Origin of the sequence: Bradyrhizobium sp. S3.2.6 (genome assembly GCF_040546885.1) — a bacterium.
GTDB classification, from domain to species: Bacteria; Pseudomonadota; Alphaproteobacteria; order Rhizobiales; family Xanthobacteraceae; genus Bradyrhizobium; species Bradyrhizobium cytisi.
The window spans coordinates 171,359-188,049 of record NZ_JBEPOS010000001.1; the positions used below are offsets into that span (position 1 = coordinate 171,359).

Below are 16,691 nucleotides of genomic sequence, written 5' to 3' on the forward strand. Positions count from 1 at the left end.
GGGCCGGCAAGAGAGCGTCAAACAACCGGTGCCTGAGAAGGCCAACGCGTCAGAAGTCCGAAGCGATACCTTTGCGCTCCCAGTCGCCGTAGCGTGTCGGCTCGGGTCCCTTCGGCCCCTGCAATTCCTTCGGCGCCGCCTCGGCGTGCGCCGCGGCAGCCTGCCGGCGCGCCTCGGCTTCGGCCAGCGCGCGCTGGGCCGCCGGCGGCAAGGACTTGCGATCGGGAACGGGAGGCTGGTCACTCATTGCCGGGTGTCCTAGCGCAGGATCGAGGATGGCGCGACGTCCAATAACGCATTGCTGAAATGGCCGCGACGGGCTGAAATCGCCAGAGATCCATTCTTACATTTGGCATATTCGCATGCCACAGCTGGTGTTCTTAAGGCATGCGCCCATATTGGCGGAACTGCCGCTCGCTCAGAACCTTACGTCCGCATGCCATCTCAACGTTTCGCCCCTCCGTCCGAAGTGCCCGGTCTCGCGGCGCGGCGGATCGCTGCCGACATCGTCGACGGCGTCTTGCACAAGCGCCGCACGCTCGATGACCAGCTCGACGGTTCCGGCGCCCATCCCGGACTGAAGACCCTCGCCGACCGAGACCGCGCGCTGATGCGGCGGCTGGTCGCAACCATCCTTCGCCGCCTCGGCACGCTCGGCCATGTGCTGTCGCGCCTGCTCGACAAAGGCATTCCCTCCGACGCACCGCGCGCGCAGAGCGCGCTCCTGATCGGCGCCGCCCAGATCCTCTGGATGGATGTGCCCGATCACGCCGCGGTCGATCTCTCGGTTCGCCTGGTGCAATCCGACCGGCGCGCTGCGCGCTATGCCGGCCTCGTCAACGCCGTGCTGCGCCGCTGCGCGCGCGAAGGCCAGGCGCTGGTCGAGGAGGTCGCCACGCAATCGCTGGACCTGCCGCCCTGGCTGCTGGCGCGCTGGAGCGCGCATTACGGCGAGGCGACTGCACGGGACATGGCGCTCGCGCTCGGCCACGAACCTTCGCTCGATCTCACCGTGAAGTCCGACGCCGCACAATGGGCGAGCCGGCTGCATGGCGAAGTGCTGCCGACCGGATCGGTGCGCACCGTGCTGCACGGCGCCGTGACGATGCTGCCCGGCTTCACCGAAGGACAATGGTGGGTCCAGGACGCCGCCGCCGCGCTGCCGGTCCGGCTGTTCGGTGATATCAAAGGCAAATCCATTGCCGATTTCTGTGCTGCACCCGGCGGCAAGACCGCGCAGCTGGCGCAGGCCGGCGCGCATGTCACGGCGATCGACCGCTCGCCGGCCCGGGTGGCGCGCTTGCGTGAGAACCTCAACCGGCTGTCGCTCCAGGCCGAGACTGTCGTCGCTGACGCCGTGGAATGGGCGGGCCCGGCGGATGGCCTCGATGGAATCCTGATCGATGCGCCCTGCACCTCGACCGGGACGATCCGTCGGCACCCGGATGTTGCGTGGCTGCGCCAGGATTCCGACGTCGCTGCGATGACCGTTCTCCAGCAGCGGCTGCTGCGCAAATCCGTCTCGCTGCTCAAGCCCGGCGGGATGCTGGTCTACTGCACCTGCTCGCTGGAACCAGAGGAAGGCGAGCAGGCCGTCGCCACGCTGCTGGCCGCAGAGCCTGCGCTTCGCCGCGTGCCGATCGATGCCAGCGAGGTCTTCGGGCTCGACGAGATCATCACCGCCGAGGGCGATCTCCGGACCCTGCCGAGCCACCTGCCGCACGCCGACCCGAAGCTCGGCGGCCTCGACGGATTTTTTGCGGCCCGGCTCGTTAAATCCTGATTTTGCACCGGATTTTGCTACCGCTGGACTGATTCGGGGCCATTCAAGGTGGTGTCAGCCGGTCGATTTTGGGGTTAATAAGGATTCGTCGGAATCCTCTCCCCCTTCAAGGCAAGGCGTGTCGGTCGCTCAACGCAGACGTATCTCGACGCTGGTGATGAACCGCTTCGCGCGGAACATGCTCGCGCGCGCGAGCGGCGGCTCCGTTGCGCTGTCGCGGGTGTGGCCGGCCCGTACCGATCGGCTGATCATTGCGCCGCATGATCTGCGCACCGCGGATGCGACACGCGCCGCCGAGATCTATGCCGGGCGCTTCGTCTTCGCCGGCAAGATCGTCAACTGCCACGGCCGCTCGATCTTCGATCTCGATCCGCCCTCGGAGGATTGGGAGGTCGCGCTGCTCGGCTTCGGCTGGCTGCGGCACTTACGCGCCGCCGACACCGCGCTGACCCGGGCGAATGCACGCGCGCTGGTCGAGGACTGGATCAGCAACCCCGCCAACAGGCGCCGGCCCGTCGCCCGCCGCGCCGACGTGCTGGCGCGGCGCGTGATCTCGCTATTGTCGCAGGCACCGCTGGTGCTCAACGACACCGACAACAAATTCTACCGCCGCTATCTACGCGCGCTCGCACGCGAGATCCGCTTCCTGCGCTACACCATGGTCAACATTCCTGACGGCGTGCCGAAGCTCCAGGTGCAGATCGCGCTGTGCTACACGACGCTCTGCCTCGCCAACCAGGCCCGTAACATCCGCAGCGCGTCGAAAAAGCTCTCCGACGAATTGCAGCGGCAGATTCTCCCCGACGGCGGCCATATCTCGCGCAACCCGGGCGCGCTGATCGAGTTGCTGATCGACCTGTTGCCGCTGCGGCAGACTTTTGCCGCCCGCAACATCGCGCCGCCGCCGGCGCTGCTCAATGCGATCGACCGCATGATGCCGATGCTGCGCTTCTTCCGGCACGGCGACGGCAATTTCGCGTTGTTCAACGCCATGAGCGCGACGTCTTCGGACCTGCTTGCCACGCTGCTCGCCTATGATGACACCCATGGCACCCCGATGGCGAACATGCCGCACACCGGCTTCCAGCGCCTCGATGCCGGCCCGACCACGCTGATCATCGACACCGGCCCGCCGCCGCCGCCTGGCGTCAGCCACGACGCACATGCCGGCTGCCTGTCGTTCGAGCTGTCCTCCGGCATCAGCCGCATCGTCACCAATTGCGGCATGCCGACCACGGGCCGCGACAATTGGCGGCCGTTCGCGCGCGGCACCGCGGCGCATTCGACCCTCACCTATCGCGACACGTCGTCCTGCCAGTTCGTCGAGATGTCGGCGATGAAGCGACTGCTGCGCGGCTCGCCGATCGTCAGCGGCCCCCATGAGGTCGAGAGCTATCGCGAGATCTTGCAGGACGGCACGCTGCTCACGACCTCGCATGACGGCTATCTCGCCAAGTTCGGCGTGATCCATCGCCGCGTGCTGATGATCGCCAATGACGGCGGGCGCATCGACGGTGAGGATACACTCTCCCCGCCGCAAGGAGCGCGCATCAAGGGCGCCGACGCCGATTTCGCGCTGCGCTTTCATCTGCATCCCGCGGTGAAGGCGAGCCGGCTGTCGGATGCCCGCGGCGTCATGCTGGTGCTGCCGAACCGCGACGTCTGGACCTTCGAAGCGCTCGACGACAAGGTCGACCTCGAGGACAGTGTGTTCCTGGCCGGCAATGACGGCCCCCGCCGCACCGCGCAGATCGTGATCCGCCAGGATGCCCGCCAGGCGCCCTCTATCCGCTGGAGCTTTGTGCGTTCCACGGCCTCTCCCGCGATCACCAATGCCCGCCGCAACGCCCGGCGCGAGCCGGAACTTCCGCTGTAACAGGCACGATCCGCCCCATCTCGTCGTTGTGAAAACGGCCAAAAGCTGCTATCGAGCGCTCGTTCGCGCGACTGGCGACCTTGGATGGAGCACCATCGGGAAGCGCGACACATATCCGCCGCGCGCCTGGGCATAGACACTCCTTAAGACAGAGGATCTTGCTCATGACTGACCATCCCCGCCGCGTCACCCGCGCCCTGCTTTCCGTCTCCGACAAAACCGGCCTGATCGAATTCGCCAAGGCGCTTGCCGCGCATGATGTCGAGCTGGTCTCGACCGGCGGCACCGCGAAAGCGATCGCCGCAGCCGGCCTCAAGGTGAAGGACGTCTCCGACCTCACCGGCTTCCCCGAGATGATGGACGGGCGTGTCAAGACGCTGCATCCGAAAGTGCATGGCGGCTTGCTGGCGATCCGCGACAACAAGGAGCACGCCGAGGCGATGAAGGCGCACGGTATTGCACCGATCGACCTCCTCGTCGTCAACCTCTATCCGTTCGAGGCCACCGTCGACAAAGGCGCGGGCTTCGAGGACTGCATCGAGAACATCGACATCGGTGGCCCCGCGATGATCCGCGCCGCCGCCAAAAACCATGACGACGTCGCCGTCGTGGTCGAAGCCGACGACTACAAGGCCGTGCTCGACGAGCTCGCCGCCAACAAGGGCGCGACGACGCTCACACTGCGGCGGCGGCTTGCCGCGAAGGCTTATGCGCGCACCGCAGCCTATGACGCCGCGATCTCGAACTGGTTCAACCGTCAGCTCGAAATCGACGCGCCCGATTTCCGCGCCTTCGGCGGCAAGCTGATCCAGTCGCTGCGCTACGGCGAGAACCCGCACCAAACCGCGGCGTTCTACACAACCCCCGATAAGCGCCCGGGCGTTTCGACCGCACGGCAGCTGCAGGGCAAGGAGCTGTCCTACAACAACATCAACGACACCGATGCGGCCTATGAGTGCATCGGCGAGTTCGACGCGAAGCGCACCGCTGCCTGCGTCATCGTCAAGCACGCCAACCCCTGCGGCGTCGCGGAGGGCGCGAACCTCGTTGATGCCTATCGCAAAGCGCTGGCTTGCGATTCGACCTCGGCCTATGGCGGTATCATCGCGATGAACCGGGCGCTCGACGCCGACACCGCGCGGGAGATCACAAAGATCTTCACCGAGGTGATCATCGCGCCCGATGCGAGCGAGGAAGCGATCGCCATCATCGGCGCGCGCAAGAACCTTCGGCTGTTGCTCGCCGGCAGCTTGCCCGATCCGCGTGCACCGGGCCTGACCGCAAAAACAGTGGCGGGCGGTCTGCTCGTGCAGAGCCGCGACAACGCGGTCGTCGACGACATGACGTTCAAGGTCGTGACCAAGCGTGCGCCTGACGATGCCGAGATGCGCGACCTCAAGTTCGCATTCCGGGTCGCAAAGCACGTCAAGTCGAACACCATCATCTACGCCAAGGATCTCGCCACCGTCGGCATCGGTGCAGGCCAGATGAGCCGCGTGGATTCAGCGCGGATCGCGGCGCGCAAGGCGCAGGATGCGGCCAATGAGCTGAAGCTTGCCGAGCCGCTCACCAAGGGCTCGGTCGTGGCCTCGGACGCATTCTTCCCGTTCGCCGACGGCATGCTCGCCTGCATCGAAGCCGGCGCCACCGCCGTGGTGCAGCCCGGCGGCTCCATGCGCGACGACGAGGTGATCAAGGCCGCCGACGAGCACGGCATCGCCATGGTGTTCACCGGCACGCGGCATTTCAGGCACTGATTGATCAGCCTAGCCCGGATGGAGCGAAGCGAAGTCCGGGCTACCTACTCTCGCACCCGCATCAAGAGCGCGAGCCCCGCGACGAAGAACACCACCAGCACGGCCATGCCGGCTTTCTGGCTCGCGGTTGCCGCGGTGATCACGCCGATCAGCAGCGGTCCGGTGAAGGACGTGACCTTCCCGGTCAGCGCGAACAGACCAAAATACTGCGCGATGCGGTCCTTCGGCGCGAGGCGGATCAGCAGCGTGCGTGATGCCGCCTGAAGCGGGCCGCCAGCCGCGCCAATCAGGCAGCCCAGCACGATATAGGCACGCTCAGCGGCGGCAGCGAACAGCGGGCCGCCCGGCTGCGGCGGCGCAACCTTGACGAACAGCACACTGTCCTTATCGACAAGCAGGATCGCCGCCACCGAGAGCAGCAGGATCAGCATGCTGCCGGCGATAACGCGTTTCGGACCAAGGAAGTCGTCGAGCTTGCCGCCGAGCCACGCACCAAAGGTGCCGGCGATGGCGAGGATGATGCCGAACGTGCCGATCTGGATCGTGTGCCAGCCGAAGGTGCCAGCGGCATAGATGCCGCCGAACGCGAACAGCGATACCAGGCCGTCCGTGTAGATCATGTTGGCGAGCAGAAACGCCGCCAGCGACTTCTGCTCCGGCAAACTCGTCAGCGATTGCTTCAGATCGGAGAGGCCCTCGCGTAGCGCCTCGCGCACCGGCAGCTTTGCCGGATAGTCCGGCGTGAACAGGAACATCGGCGTCACGAAGATGATGAACCACAGCCCGGTCAACGGTCCAGCGGCACGATCACCCTCATGCGTGGCGGGGTCCAACCCGAACAGCGGCGTGAAGCCGAGCAGCGTGCGGCCGGTCTCTGGATTGGCCGCGAGAAAGCCGAGCACGATGATCAAGCTGACGATGCCGCCGATATAACCCGTAGCCCAGCCGGTGCCGGAGAGGCGGCCGATGCGCTCCGGCGGCACCAGTGTCGGCATCATCGCATTGTTGAAGACGGTGGCGAACTCCGCGCCGACGCTGGCAAACGCGACCGCGATCAGCAGCGGCGGAATGATGGCGTGATCGCCGGGCTTGCCGATCCACAGCGCGCAGGAGGCCAGCACGAGCACTGTGCCGAACGCGGCGATCCACGGCTTGCGGCGGCCCGAGGCATCCGCGATGGCGCCAAGCACGGGCGACAATAGCGCGATCGCCATGCCAGCTGCTGCCATCGCAAAACCCCAGAGCGACTGGCCCGTGGCGGGATCTGACGCGATGCCGGTGGCGAAATAAGGCGCGAACACGAAGGTCGTGATCAACGTGAAATAGGGCTGCGCGGCCCAATCGAAGAAGATCCAGCTGACGACGGCGGCGCGCGGCGGATAGGTCCGTGGAGCGGCGGCCATGCACGCCGCCGGGGCGATTGTCGTCATGAAGCAGTCCTCATCACAAACAGTTTTGTCTCTCTTAGCCCAACCGTATAGCATTATAGCGACGCATTTGGATTGGCCTGAAGGCCCGGCGGAAATTTGATGATGGCATCATTTTCGACACGGCGGACTTTTTTCGCACTCATCGCCACTCTGGCGTTTGGTCTTGCATCGGCGGCTGCGCAGGATGCGCGGCGGGCTTATGTCTCCCCGGCGCTCGACACGGTGCATGCGATCCCCGCCGAGCACGGCATGGTGGTGGCGCAGGAGAAGATATCTGCGCAGGTCGGCGCCGACATCCTGCGGCGTGGTGGCAATGCCGTCGATGCAGCCGTCGCGACCGGCTTTGCGATGGCCGTGACTTATCCGCGTGCCGGCAATATCGGCGGCGGCGGCTTCATGGTGATCCATTCCGCCGAGCACAATGAAGACATCGCGATCGACTATCGCGAGACCGCGCCAGCAGCGACCACGGCGCAGATATTCCTTGGACCCGACGGCAAGCCTGATCCCGCCAAGTCGCGCGATTCCGGACTTGGCATCGGTGTGCCCGGCACGGTCGCGGGCCTGGCGCTCGCGCTCGAGAAATATGGCTCGGGCAAGTTCACGCTGGCGCAATTGCTCGAACCCGCGATCATGCTTGCGCGCGACGGATTTATCGTCACCGATGACATCGCCGATACCCTGCCGGGCTGGTACCCGCGGCTGGCACGCTGGCCGTCCTCGGCCAGGATTTTCGCAAAGCCGGACGGCGCGCCCTTTGGCGAAGGCGACAGGCTGGTGCAGAGCGATCTCGCCGACACGCTGGCGAGTGTCGCTACGCAAGGGCCGCGCGGCTTCTACGAGGGTCCGGTGGCGGAGAAGCTCGCCAAGGCGGTGTCCGACGCCGGCGGCGTCATGACTGCGGCTGATCTGAAGGCCTATCAGGCTGTGGTCCGCGCGCCGGTGCGCGGCAACTATCGCGGCTATGACATCGTCTCGATGCCGCTGCCATCGTCCGGCGGCGTCGTGCTGGTGGAATCGCTCAACATCCTGGAAGGCTTTCAGCTCGCCGATTTGAAGCGGGGCTCACCGGCATCGCTGCATCTGCTGATCGAAGCCATGAAGCGCGCCTATGCTGACCGCGCGCGCTATCTCGGCGATCCCGCCTTCGTCAATGCACCGATCGAAACGCTCACGGCGAAGAGCTATGCGGCCAAGCTGCGTGCGAACATCTCGATCGATCGCGCGACGCCGTCGAAAGAGATCGTTTCCGCCCCGCCCGCGCCGCGCGAAGGCAGCAACACCACGCACTTCTCCGTCGTCGATGCCAGCGGCAACGCTGTCAGCAATACCTATACGCTGAACTTCAGCTACGGCGTCGGCCTCGTCGCCGACGGCACCGGCGTGCTGCTGAACAACGAGCTCGACGATTTCACTGCCGCCGTTGGCGCCTCCAACGCCTATGGCCTCGTCGGCTACGAGGCCAATCTGCCCGGGCCCGGCAAGCGGCCGCTGTCCTCGATGTCGCCGACCATCGTGCTCAGGGGCGGCAAACCGGTGCTGGTGACGGGCTCGCCCGGCGGCAGCCGCATCATCTCGACTGTGCTCCAGGTGATCGTGAACGTGCTCGACTACAAGATGGACGTCGCGGCCGCGGTGGCCGCGCCGCGGCTGCATCATCAATGGCTGCCGGACGAGGTGCGCGTCGAGCGCGGCTTTCCCGACGATGTGCTGTTTGAGCTGAAGGCGATGGACCATCTCATCGTCGAGCCGATGGGACAGACCTCCGCCAACTCGATTCTCGTGACGCCGAACGGCCCCCTCGGCGCGCCGGACCCGCGCTCGCGCGGCGCGGAAGCAGCAGGACAGTAACCCTGCCCCTGCATGGTACGACCGTGCGCCGGCTTGCGCCCGGCGCCGCGCGTGCTACCACCGCCCGGCCAAAGACACTGCCGGGGAAACGCACATGACCATAGCCGATCCGACTGAGCGCATCGAACGCGCCGAGATCGAGGACACCAGCCTTCTCGCCTTCTACCGCGACATGAATGCGCCGGAGCGAAGGACGTTCTGGGCCTGCGCGGCAGGCTGGGCGCTCGACGGCATGGACTTCATGATCTATCCGCTGGTGATCGGCACCATCATCGCACTGTGGAAGGTCGATGCGGCCTCGGCCGGCCTTGCCGGCACGGTGACGCTGCTGGCCTCCGCCATCGGCGGTTGGCTTGGCGGTTATCTCTCCGACCATATCGGCCGGGTCAGGACGCTCCAGATCACCATCATCTGGTTCTCGTTCTTCTCGCTGGTCTGCGCGATCGTGCAGAATTTCGAGCAGCTTTTGATCGCGCGCGCCGTGCTTGGCCTCGGCTTCGGCGGCGAATGGGCCGCGGGCGCCGTGCTGATGGGTGAAGCGATCCGGCCGCAATATCGCGGACGCGCGGTCGGCTCGGTGCAATCGGGCTGGGCGGTCGGCTGGGGCCTTGCCGTGCTGTCGCAGGCGATCCTGTTCTCGGCTCTGCCGGCGGAAACGGCGTGGCGCTGGATGTTCGTGATCGGCGCGCTGCCCGCGCTGCTGGTATTCTATATCCGCCGCTCCGTCGCCGAGCCGGAGATCGCGGCGGAGGCCCGTGCAAAGCAGGCCGCGAGCGGCCATCGTCCGCCGCTCTGGGAGATCTTCTCCGGGCCGATCCTGAAGACCACCATTCTGGCGTCCCTGATGGCGACGGGCTGCCAGGGCGGTTACTACGCCGTCACGTTCTGGGTGCCGCAATTCCTGACGAAGGAGCGTCATCTGTCGATCGTCGGCTCGACCGGCTATCTGTCAACGCTGATCATCGGATCCTTCATCGGCTATCTCGTCGGCGCCTGGCTCGCCGACCGGATCGGGCGGCGCAATCTGTTCCTGATCTTCTCGATCGGAGCGATGGCAATCGTGCTGCTCTACACGCAACTGCCGCTGACCAACGAGATCCTGTGGGTGCTCGGATTCCCGCTCGGCTTCTTCGCCTCGGGCTATTTCTCCGGCATTGGCGCGTTTCTGACCGAGCTCTATCCGACGCGGCTGCGCGGCTCCGGCCAGGGCTTTTGCTACAATTTCGGCCGCGGCATCGGCGCGCTGTTTCCATTCCTCGTCGGCGCTCTGTCAGCGTCGACATCGCTTGCCGATGCGATCGCGATCTTCGCGGTGGTGGCTTACGTGCTGTTCTTCGCCGCCGCCTTCGCGCTGCCGGAGACGCGTGGCCGCGTGCTGCACGCGGACTAGTGTTGGATCGGTGAGACCAACTACCGTCCCACCTGGTACGGCCCGCCCTTCTCGAGGGCACGCGCATAGGCCGGCCGCGCGTGGATGCGTTCAAGAAACGCCATGGCCTTGGGATGGCCTTGCTCGAGCCCGCCGCGCGCTTGCGCTGCTTCAAGCGGAAAGCTCATCTGGATGTCGGCTGCAGTGAATTCATTGCCGGCAAACCACTCGCTCTTGCCGAGCTCGCCTTCCCAATAATCCATGTGCTGCTTGAGCTGCGGATTGACCAGCGCGGTCAGCGCCTGGTTCGAGACCTTGCGCACCAGCGGGCGAAGCAGCGCCGGCGCGCGCTTCGGCATCAACGTGAACAGCAGCTTCAGCAGCAGCGGCGACATCGCCGATCCCTCCGCATAGTGCAGCCAATAGGTGAAACGCAGCCGCTCCGGCGTGTTTGGCGGCGGGATCAGCCGGCCGTTGCCGTAGGTCGCGATGAGATATTCGATGATCGCGCCGGACTCGGCGATGGTGTTGCCGTTGTCGGTGATGACGGGCGACTTGCCGAGCGGGTGGATCGCGCGCAGCTCTTTCGGCGCGCGCATATCGGGCTGGCGCTGGTAGCGCACGATCTCGTAGGGCACGCCCAACTCCTCGAGCAGCCACAGCACCCGCTGCGAGCGCGAATTGTTGAGGTGGTGGACGGTCAGCATCGCGAGATCCTTAGGTTACTAGGCGTGGTCGGTCGGTCGCGTACCTGCCAGCCCGAGACCGCAATGTCGAGCCATCCGGATGGATGTTTTCATCCGGGTATATTGACCTTCGCAATTTACCCGGATATTAAAGCGGCCAACGTCGTCAATATGGCAATGATTTCAATGCAGAGAACTTTCACCGCCTTTCAGGGCCAGCGTCGCCTGGTGTCCGGGCCGGCAGGAGAGGTCGCGCTGGTCGTCAAGCGCGTGGCGCCACGGCCGGACGAGCCCATCATCATCTTCGAGGACGCCACCGGCAGATCGATCGACTTCGATCTGCGCGGCGGGGACCGCGAGGTCCTGGCGCGTCTGGCGAAGCTGATCCCGCCGCCAGTTGAGGAGACTGCTCCACCATCCGAACCGCGCGGCCGCGGCCGGCCGAAACTCGGCGTGGTCGCGCGCGAGGTGACGCTGCTGCCGCGGCACTGGGAGTGGCTCGGCGCGCAGCCCGGCGGCGCTTCGGTCGCCTTGCGAAAACTCGTCGACGACGCGCGACGCGCGAGCGGCGACAAGGACCGCGATCGGCAGGCGCGCGATGCCGCCTATCACTTCATGTCGACCATGGCCGGCAATCTGGCGCAGTTCGAGGAAGCCTCGCGTGCATTGTTTGCGGATGACAGGCGGCGCTTCACTGGACTGATCGCCGACTGGCCGGCCGACATCCGCGACCACATCGTCAAGCTCGCCTATAGCGACCGCGCCTAGGCGCGATCTCCAACAACCCCAGACGGCCAAGCCGCGCGTGCTGCGCGCGGCAACGGCTTTGCTCGCCCCGATGAAAGGCACATCCATGTCCGCTCCAAAACCGCTCTGGAAAAGCTTCCTGCGCTTCCTCGCGCCATTGATGCTGAGCAACGCGCTGCAATCGCTGTTCGGCACCGTCAGCAATGTCTATCTCGGCCAGATGATCGGCGTCGACGCACTCGCCGCGGTCTCGACGTTCTTCCCGGTGTTTTTCTTTCTGTTCGCCTTCGTCATGGGCCTGAGCACCGGCGCCACCGTGCTGATCGGGCAGGCCTTCGGCGCGGGCGAGCACGGGAGGATCAGAATCGTCGTCGGCACGACGCTCGCAGTCGGCCTGCTGCTCTCGATGTCTGTCGGATTGGCCGGCGGCCTGTTCAGCCGGCAATTGATGATGGCGCTCGCGACACCCACGGACATTCTCGACCAGGCAAGCGCCTATGCCCGCATCATGCTGCTGACGATGCCGCTCGGATTCGTGTTCCTGCTCATGACGGCGATGATCCGCGGCGTTGGCGACGTAGTGACACCGCTGCTCGCGCTGGCATTGTCGACTGCGATCGGCCTGATCCTGACGCCGATGCTGATCCGCGGCGCATTCGGGCTGCCGGCGCTCGGCATCACCAGCCCGGCCTTGGCGGCAGCGATCTCCAATGCGGTGACGCTGCCCGCGCTGGCGGCGTATCTGCTACGAAAGAAGCATGCGCTCGCGCCGGACGTCGCACTGCTGCGCCATGTGCGGCTCAATCGTGCTGTGATCGGACAAATCCTTGGCATTGGATTACCCAGTGCGGTCGGCATGGTCGTCATGGCGATCGCCGAACTGGTTCTGCTCGGCCTCGTCAACGGCTTCGGCTCGGACGCAACGGCGGCTTATGGCGCGGTCAATCAGGTGATGGGCTACACCCAGTTCACGGCGATGTCGATTTCGATCGCGGTCTCGATCCTCGGCGCGCAAGCCATCGGCGGCGGCGACCGGGCGCGGCTCGACGGTATCGTCCGTACGGGCCTTGCGTTCAACCTCGTCCTGACTGGCGGGCTCGTGGCGCTGATTTATCTCGCGCCGCGCGCCGTGCTTGGCATCTTCATCACCGACGGCACCGTGCTCGACTTGGCGAAAAGCTTACTCTTTGTCGCCTTGTGGAGCTCGGTGCCGTTCGGCCTTGCGACCACGTTTTCCGGCGCGATGCGTGCCGCCGGCGTTGCGCTGACGCCGATGCTGCTGTCGATCTTCGCCATTGTCGCGATCGAGCTGCCGGCTGCGGTGATCCTGAGCCGCACCGTGGGACTAAAGGGCGTGTGGGCGGCCTATCCGATCGTGTTCTGCGCCATGTTCGGTTTGCAGATGGGCTATTACCTGCTGGTGTGGCGCAAGAAGGCGATCCGGCGCCTGGTCTGATCAGCGAGATATTATGACCATCATTAAACGGTAGACCTGTGACGCGCGCTGCGCCACAATGGGTGAAAAGTGACTTTAGGGAGAACGAATTTGACCCGCACAGCCCCGCAATTCCTGTTCGATTTCGGCAGTCCGAACGCCTATCTCAGCCATCTGGCGATCCCGGCGATCGAGCAGCGCATCGGCGTCAAATTCGAATATGTGCCGATCCTGCTCGGCGGCATCTTCAAGTCGACCAACAACAAATCGCCGGCCGAGACGCTCGCCGGCGTCAAGAACAAGCGCGAATTCCAGGCTGTCGAGACCGAGCGCTTCGTCAAGCGCTTCAAGGTCCAGCCTTACGTCTTCAATCCCAACTTCCCCGTCAACACGCTGAACCTGATGCGCACCGCGATCGCGGCGCAGCTCGAGGGCGTGTTCGAGACATATGTCGACGCCGCCTTCCACCACATGTGGCGCGAGCCGAAGAAGATGGACGACCTCGAGGTCGCAGCCAAGGCGCTGGCGTCTTCGGGCCTCGATGCACAAAAGCTGTTCGCCCGCGCCCAGGAGCCCGAGGTGAAAGGCAAGCTGATCAAGAACACCGAGGAGGCGGTCGGGCGCGGCGCGTTCGGCTCGCCGACCTTCTTCGTCGGCAACGAGATGTTTTTCGGCAAGGAGCAGCTGCGGGAGGTCGAGGAGATGGTGCTGGAAGGTGGCGAATAGCGAGTGGCGAATAGCGAGTCGTGAAATTGTGACTCGTCATTTGCGGCCTCTCGCCCTATTCGCTATTCCCTACTCGCCATTCGCCTCGTTCAACGGAGCTTTACAATGCGTATCCTCGTGGTCGGCGCCGGCGCCATCGGCGGCTATTTTGGTGGCAGGCTGTTGCAGGCCGGCCGCGACGTCACATTCCTGGTCCGGCCGCGCCGCGCCAACGAGCTTGCGAGTGCCGGTCTCGTCATCAAGAGCCCGAATGGCGACGTGACACTGAAGAACCCGCCGACCGTGCAGGCCGAAGCGCTCAAGGAGAAATTCGACGTCGTGTTGCTCAGCTGCAAGGCGTTCGACCTCGACGATGCCATCAAGTCATTCGCCGCCGCAGTCGGCCCGAACACCGCGATCATCCCGATGCTCAACGGCATGAAGCATCTCGACACGCTCGATGCCAAGTTCGGCGAGGAGCGCGTGCTCGGCGGTCTCTGCGCCATCGCCGCGACCTTGAACGAGAAGCGCGAGGTGGTGCAGCTGCAGCCGATGCAGTCGATCAACTACGGTGAGCGCGACGGCAAATTGTCGGATCGCGTCAAGGCGATCGACGAAGCCTTCAAGAGCGGCATCGTTGGGGCCACTGCCAGCCAGAACATCATGCAGGACATGTGGGAGAAGTGGGTGTTCCTGTCCTCGCTCGCCGCAAGCACCAGCCTGATGCGCACCTCGGTCGGCAACATCCTCGCCGCGCCCGGCGGCCGCGACTTCTTGCTCGGCATGCTCGATGAAACCAGCTCGATCGCCACCGCGTCGGGCTACACGCCGGGCGGTCCGTTCTTCGAGCGCGTCAAGGGCAATCTCACCACCGAGGGTTCGCCGATGACGGCCTCGATGTTCCGCGACATCAAGGCGGGTCTTCCGGTCGAGGCCGATCATGTGATCGGCGACCTCATCGCCCGCGCCGACGCCGCCAAGGTCCCGGTTCCGAAGCTGCGCATCGCGTACACGCATCTCAAGGCGTATGAGAAGCAGCGGGCGGGGTAATCGCTGTCGTCCCGGACAAGCGCAGCGAAGCGGAGCGCTATTTGAAGTACGCGAGATAGTGCGAGACGGCGGTGATTTCCTCATCGCTCATGTGATAGGCGACATCGGCCATCGCGGCGACGCCGCCGCCGACGCGCTGGCTGGTCTTGTAGTCGTGCAGCGCCTTGACCAGATATTCCTCGCGCTGACCCGCGAGCCGCGCGACGGCCTTGGTGCCGGCAAAGCTATCCGTGTGGCATGAGGCGCAGCGGCGGCCGGCGGCCACTTGCGCGCCTTTTTTCGACAGGTCCGGATCCTTGTCGTCTGCTGCCTTCGGCGGCGTCATGGCCGCGAAATAGGCGCCGAGATTGCGAACGTCCTCGTTGGTGATCTCCGCGGCAATCGGCTGCATCTGCTCGTTCTTGCGCGAGCCGGCGCGGAAGAACACGAGCTGCCATTGCAGGAATTGATCGGGCTGACCGGCCAGCGAGGGAATGTTCTCGGTCTGCGAGATACCGTTCTCGCCGTGACAGCCGGAGCAAACGGCAGCCTTCTCCTGGACGGCAGTATTGTCCGCGGCGCTTGCGGAAAGGGCGCCAAGCGTGAGGAGCGCAGCCGCGCTGATTGTGTGCGAGATGAACTGCCGGCGCATGGAAGGAATTCCGATTGGGAACGACAGCGTGAGACTTTGAAATGAAAGAGGCTGCGGCGCCTCTCGGCCACCGCAGCCTCCTGGTCATGTCGCGCTACTTCTTGCTGTAGCTGATGCGATAGATCGCGCCGGCCCAGTCGTCGGCGACGAGGATCGAGCCGTCCTTGGCGAGGATGATGTCATCGGGGCGGCCGAGATAGCCTTGGTCACCTTCGATCCAGCCGGAGGCGAACACCTCCTGCTTGGCGTTCTTGCCGTCGGGCCCGACGATGACGCGCACGATGCGGCCGCCCTGGTACTTGTGGCGATTCCAGGAGCCGTGCTCGGCGATCAGGATGTTGTTCTTGTATTCGGCCGGGAACTGGTCGCCGGTGTAGAACTTCATGCCGAGCGGAGCGACGTGGGCGTCGAGGTTCAGCACGGGCGGCGTGAACTCGGAGCACTTGTGGCCCATGGCGAACTTCGGATCGGGAAGGTCGCCCTGGTGGCAGTAGGGATAGCCGAAATGCTCGCCGAGCTTGGAGATCATGTTCAGCTTGTCGGAGGGGAGATCGTCGCTGACCCAGTCGCGGGCGTTCTCGGTGAACCAGTATTTTCCGGTGCGCGGATCGACGTCGCCGCCGACCGAGTTGCGAACGCCGAGCGCATAGACTTCGGCATTGCCGGTCTTGGGATCGACGCGCCGGATCTGCGAGAGACTGGTCGGGGGAATGCCGACGTTGAAGGGCGGTCCGAACGGAATGTAGAACCAGCCGTCCTTGTCGGCCGCGAGGTACTTCCAGCCATGCGCGGCATAGGACGGCATGTCGTCATAGACGACCTTGCCTTCGCCGAGGTTGTCGAGCTTGTTTTCGACGTCGTCGTAGCGGATCAGCTTGTCGACCGCGATGACATAGAGCGCACCGTCCTTGACGGCCAGACCGGTGGGCATGTTGAGCCCCTTGAGGATGGTCTTGACCTCTTTCTTTCCGTTGTTGTCCTTGATGGCATAGACGTTGCCGAGGCCGAACGAGCCGACGAACAGCGTGCCCTTGTCACCCCAGGCCATCTGCCGCGCGGCCAGCACGCCGGAGGCGTAGACCTCCATCTTGAAGCCCGCCGGCAGCTTCACCTTCTTGATGATGTTGGCGAGCTCGGCATCGGAGGCGCCGGTCGGCGGACCCGAGGGCGGCGCGAGACCCTTCTGCGCCTCGTTCTCGTCGCCGAGGAACCAGTCATCCGGCGGATGGGTCCAGAATTCCTTGGTGCCGGATTCGTATTTCTTCAGCGGTTTGCTTTTGTCCTGTGCACTGCCGGCGCTGGTCCCGGCAAGAAGGGCCACGGCCGCAAGCGCCAACACGGATCGATGGATCATCGATGTCATCGCGTCAC

At 65.0% G+C, this 16,691-nt stretch carries 14 protein-coding genes and 1 riboswitch; of the genes, 9 read left to right on the forward strand and 5 right to left on the reverse strand.

The window, feature by feature from the left end; genetic code table 11:
• Nucleotides 1-49 precede the first annotated feature (49 nt).
• Nucleotides 50-247, reverse strand: coding sequence for a DUF1674 domain-containing protein (locus ABID58_RS00825; RefSeq protein ID WP_354031186.1), 198 nt, complete (start codon nucleotides 245-247; stop codon nucleotides 50-52).
• A gap of 189 nt (nucleotides 248-436) precedes the next feature.
• Here ABID58_RS00825 and ABID58_RS00830 point away from each other — a divergent pair, with 189 nt between their 5' ends.
• The 3 genes from ABID58_RS00830 (at nucleotide 437) to purH (ending at nucleotide 5,416) form a co-directional block, all read left to right on the forward strand.
• Nucleotides 437-1,783, forward strand: a complete 1,347-nt coding sequence (locus ABID58_RS00830; RefSeq protein WP_354031187.1) for an RsmB/NOP family class I SAM-dependent RNA methyltransferase — start codon at nucleotides 437-439, stop codon at nucleotides 1,781-1,783.
• Nucleotides 1,784-1,940: 157 nt separating this feature from the next.
• A complete protein-coding gene (locus tag ABID58_RS00835) occupies nucleotides 1,941-3,659 on the forward strand; it encodes a heparinase II/III family protein (RefSeq protein ID WP_187435021.1) in 1,719 nt (572 codons plus the stop codon).
• A gap of 57 nt (nucleotides 3,660-3,716) precedes the next feature.
• Nucleotides 3,717-3,798: riboswitch (ZMP/ZTP riboswitch) on the forward strand.
• A 25-nt stretch (nucleotides 3,799-3,823) separates the two neighbouring features.
• A complete protein-coding gene (gene purH / locus ABID58_RS00840) occupies nucleotides 3,824-5,416 on the forward strand; it encodes a bifunctional phosphoribosylaminoimidazolecarboxamide formyltransferase/IMP cyclohydrolase (RefSeq protein ID WP_354031188.1) in 1,593 nt (530 codons plus the stop codon).
• Nucleotides 5,417-5,460: 44 nt separating this feature from the next.
• On the opposite strand, the gene ABID58_RS00845 is transcribed toward purH, so the two are convergent.
• Entirely contained in the window at nucleotides 5,461-6,846 is a 1,386-nt protein-coding gene (locus tag ABID58_RS00845) for an MFS transporter (protein ID WP_354031189.1), read from the reverse strand.
• Between the two features lie 99 nt (nucleotides 6,847-6,945).
• Between ABID58_RS00845 and ggt the strand changes: the two genes are divergently transcribed.
• Nucleotides 6,946-8,697, forward strand: coding sequence for a gamma-glutamyltransferase (ggt, locus tag ABID58_RS00850; protein WP_354031190.1), 1,752 nt, complete (start codon nucleotides 6,946-6,948; stop codon nucleotides 8,695-8,697).
• Between the two features lie 94 nt (nucleotides 8,698-8,791).
• Nucleotides 8,792-10,087 carry an MFS transporter gene (locus ABID58_RS00855; protein ID WP_354031191.1) on the forward strand — a complete coding sequence of 432 codons (1,296 nt, stop codon included), beginning with the start codon at nucleotides 8,792-8,794 and terminating at the stop codon, nucleotides 10,085-10,087.
• Between the two features lie 20 nt (nucleotides 10,088-10,107).
• Here ABID58_RS00855 and ABID58_RS00860 read toward each other — a convergent pair whose 3' ends face one another.
• Nucleotides 10,108-10,773 (reverse strand): glutathione S-transferase family protein, encoded by a 666-nt coding sequence (locus ABID58_RS00860; RefSeq protein ID WP_148752794.1) that lies wholly within the window; start codon nucleotides 10,771-10,773, stop codon nucleotides 10,108-10,110.
• Between the two features lie 150 nt (nucleotides 10,774-10,923).
• Between ABID58_RS00860 and ABID58_RS00865 the strand changes: the two genes are divergently transcribed.
• The 4 genes from ABID58_RS00865 (at nucleotide 10,924) to panE (ending at nucleotide 14,689) form a co-directional block, all read left to right on the forward strand.
• A complete protein-coding gene (locus ABID58_RS00865; RefSeq protein ID WP_354031192.1) occupies nucleotides 10,924-11,520 on the forward strand; it encodes a DUF2239 family protein in 597 nt (198 codons plus the stop codon).
• Between the two features lie 85 nt (nucleotides 11,521-11,605).
• On the forward strand, nucleotides 11,606-12,955 hold the full coding sequence (locus tag ABID58_RS00870; protein ID WP_354031193.1) for an MATE family efflux transporter: 1,350 nt from the start codon (nucleotides 11,606-11,608) through the stop codon (nucleotides 12,953-12,955).
• A 90-nt stretch (nucleotides 12,956-13,045) separates the two neighbouring features.
• Nucleotides 13,046-13,660 (forward strand): 2-hydroxychromene-2-carboxylate isomerase, encoded by a 615-nt coding sequence (locus tag ABID58_RS00875; RefSeq protein ID WP_354031194.1) that lies wholly within the window; start codon nucleotides 13,046-13,048, stop codon nucleotides 13,658-13,660.
• Nucleotides 13,661-13,765: 105 nt separating this feature from the next.
• Nucleotides 13,766-14,689, forward strand: a complete 924-nt coding sequence (panE, locus tag ABID58_RS00880) for a 2-dehydropantoate 2-reductase (protein WP_354031195.1) — start codon at nucleotides 13,766-13,768, stop codon at nucleotides 14,687-14,689.
• A gap of 37 nt (nucleotides 14,690-14,726) precedes the next feature.
• Here panE and ABID58_RS00885 read toward each other — a convergent pair whose 3' ends face one another.
• Together ABID58_RS00885 and ABID58_RS00890 are read right to left on the reverse strand one after the other, a co-directional pair.
• Nucleotides 14,727-15,320, reverse strand: coding sequence for a c-type cytochrome (locus ABID58_RS00885; protein WP_354031196.1), 594 nt, complete (start codon nucleotides 15,318-15,320; stop codon nucleotides 14,727-14,729).
• A 94-nt stretch (nucleotides 15,321-15,414) separates the two neighbouring features.
• Nucleotides 15,415-16,683, reverse strand: a complete 1,269-nt coding sequence (locus ABID58_RS00890) for a PQQ-dependent sugar dehydrogenase (protein ID WP_354031197.1) — start codon at nucleotides 16,681-16,683, stop codon at nucleotides 15,415-15,417.
• Between the last annotated feature and the right edge of the window lie 8 nt (nucleotides 16,684-16,691).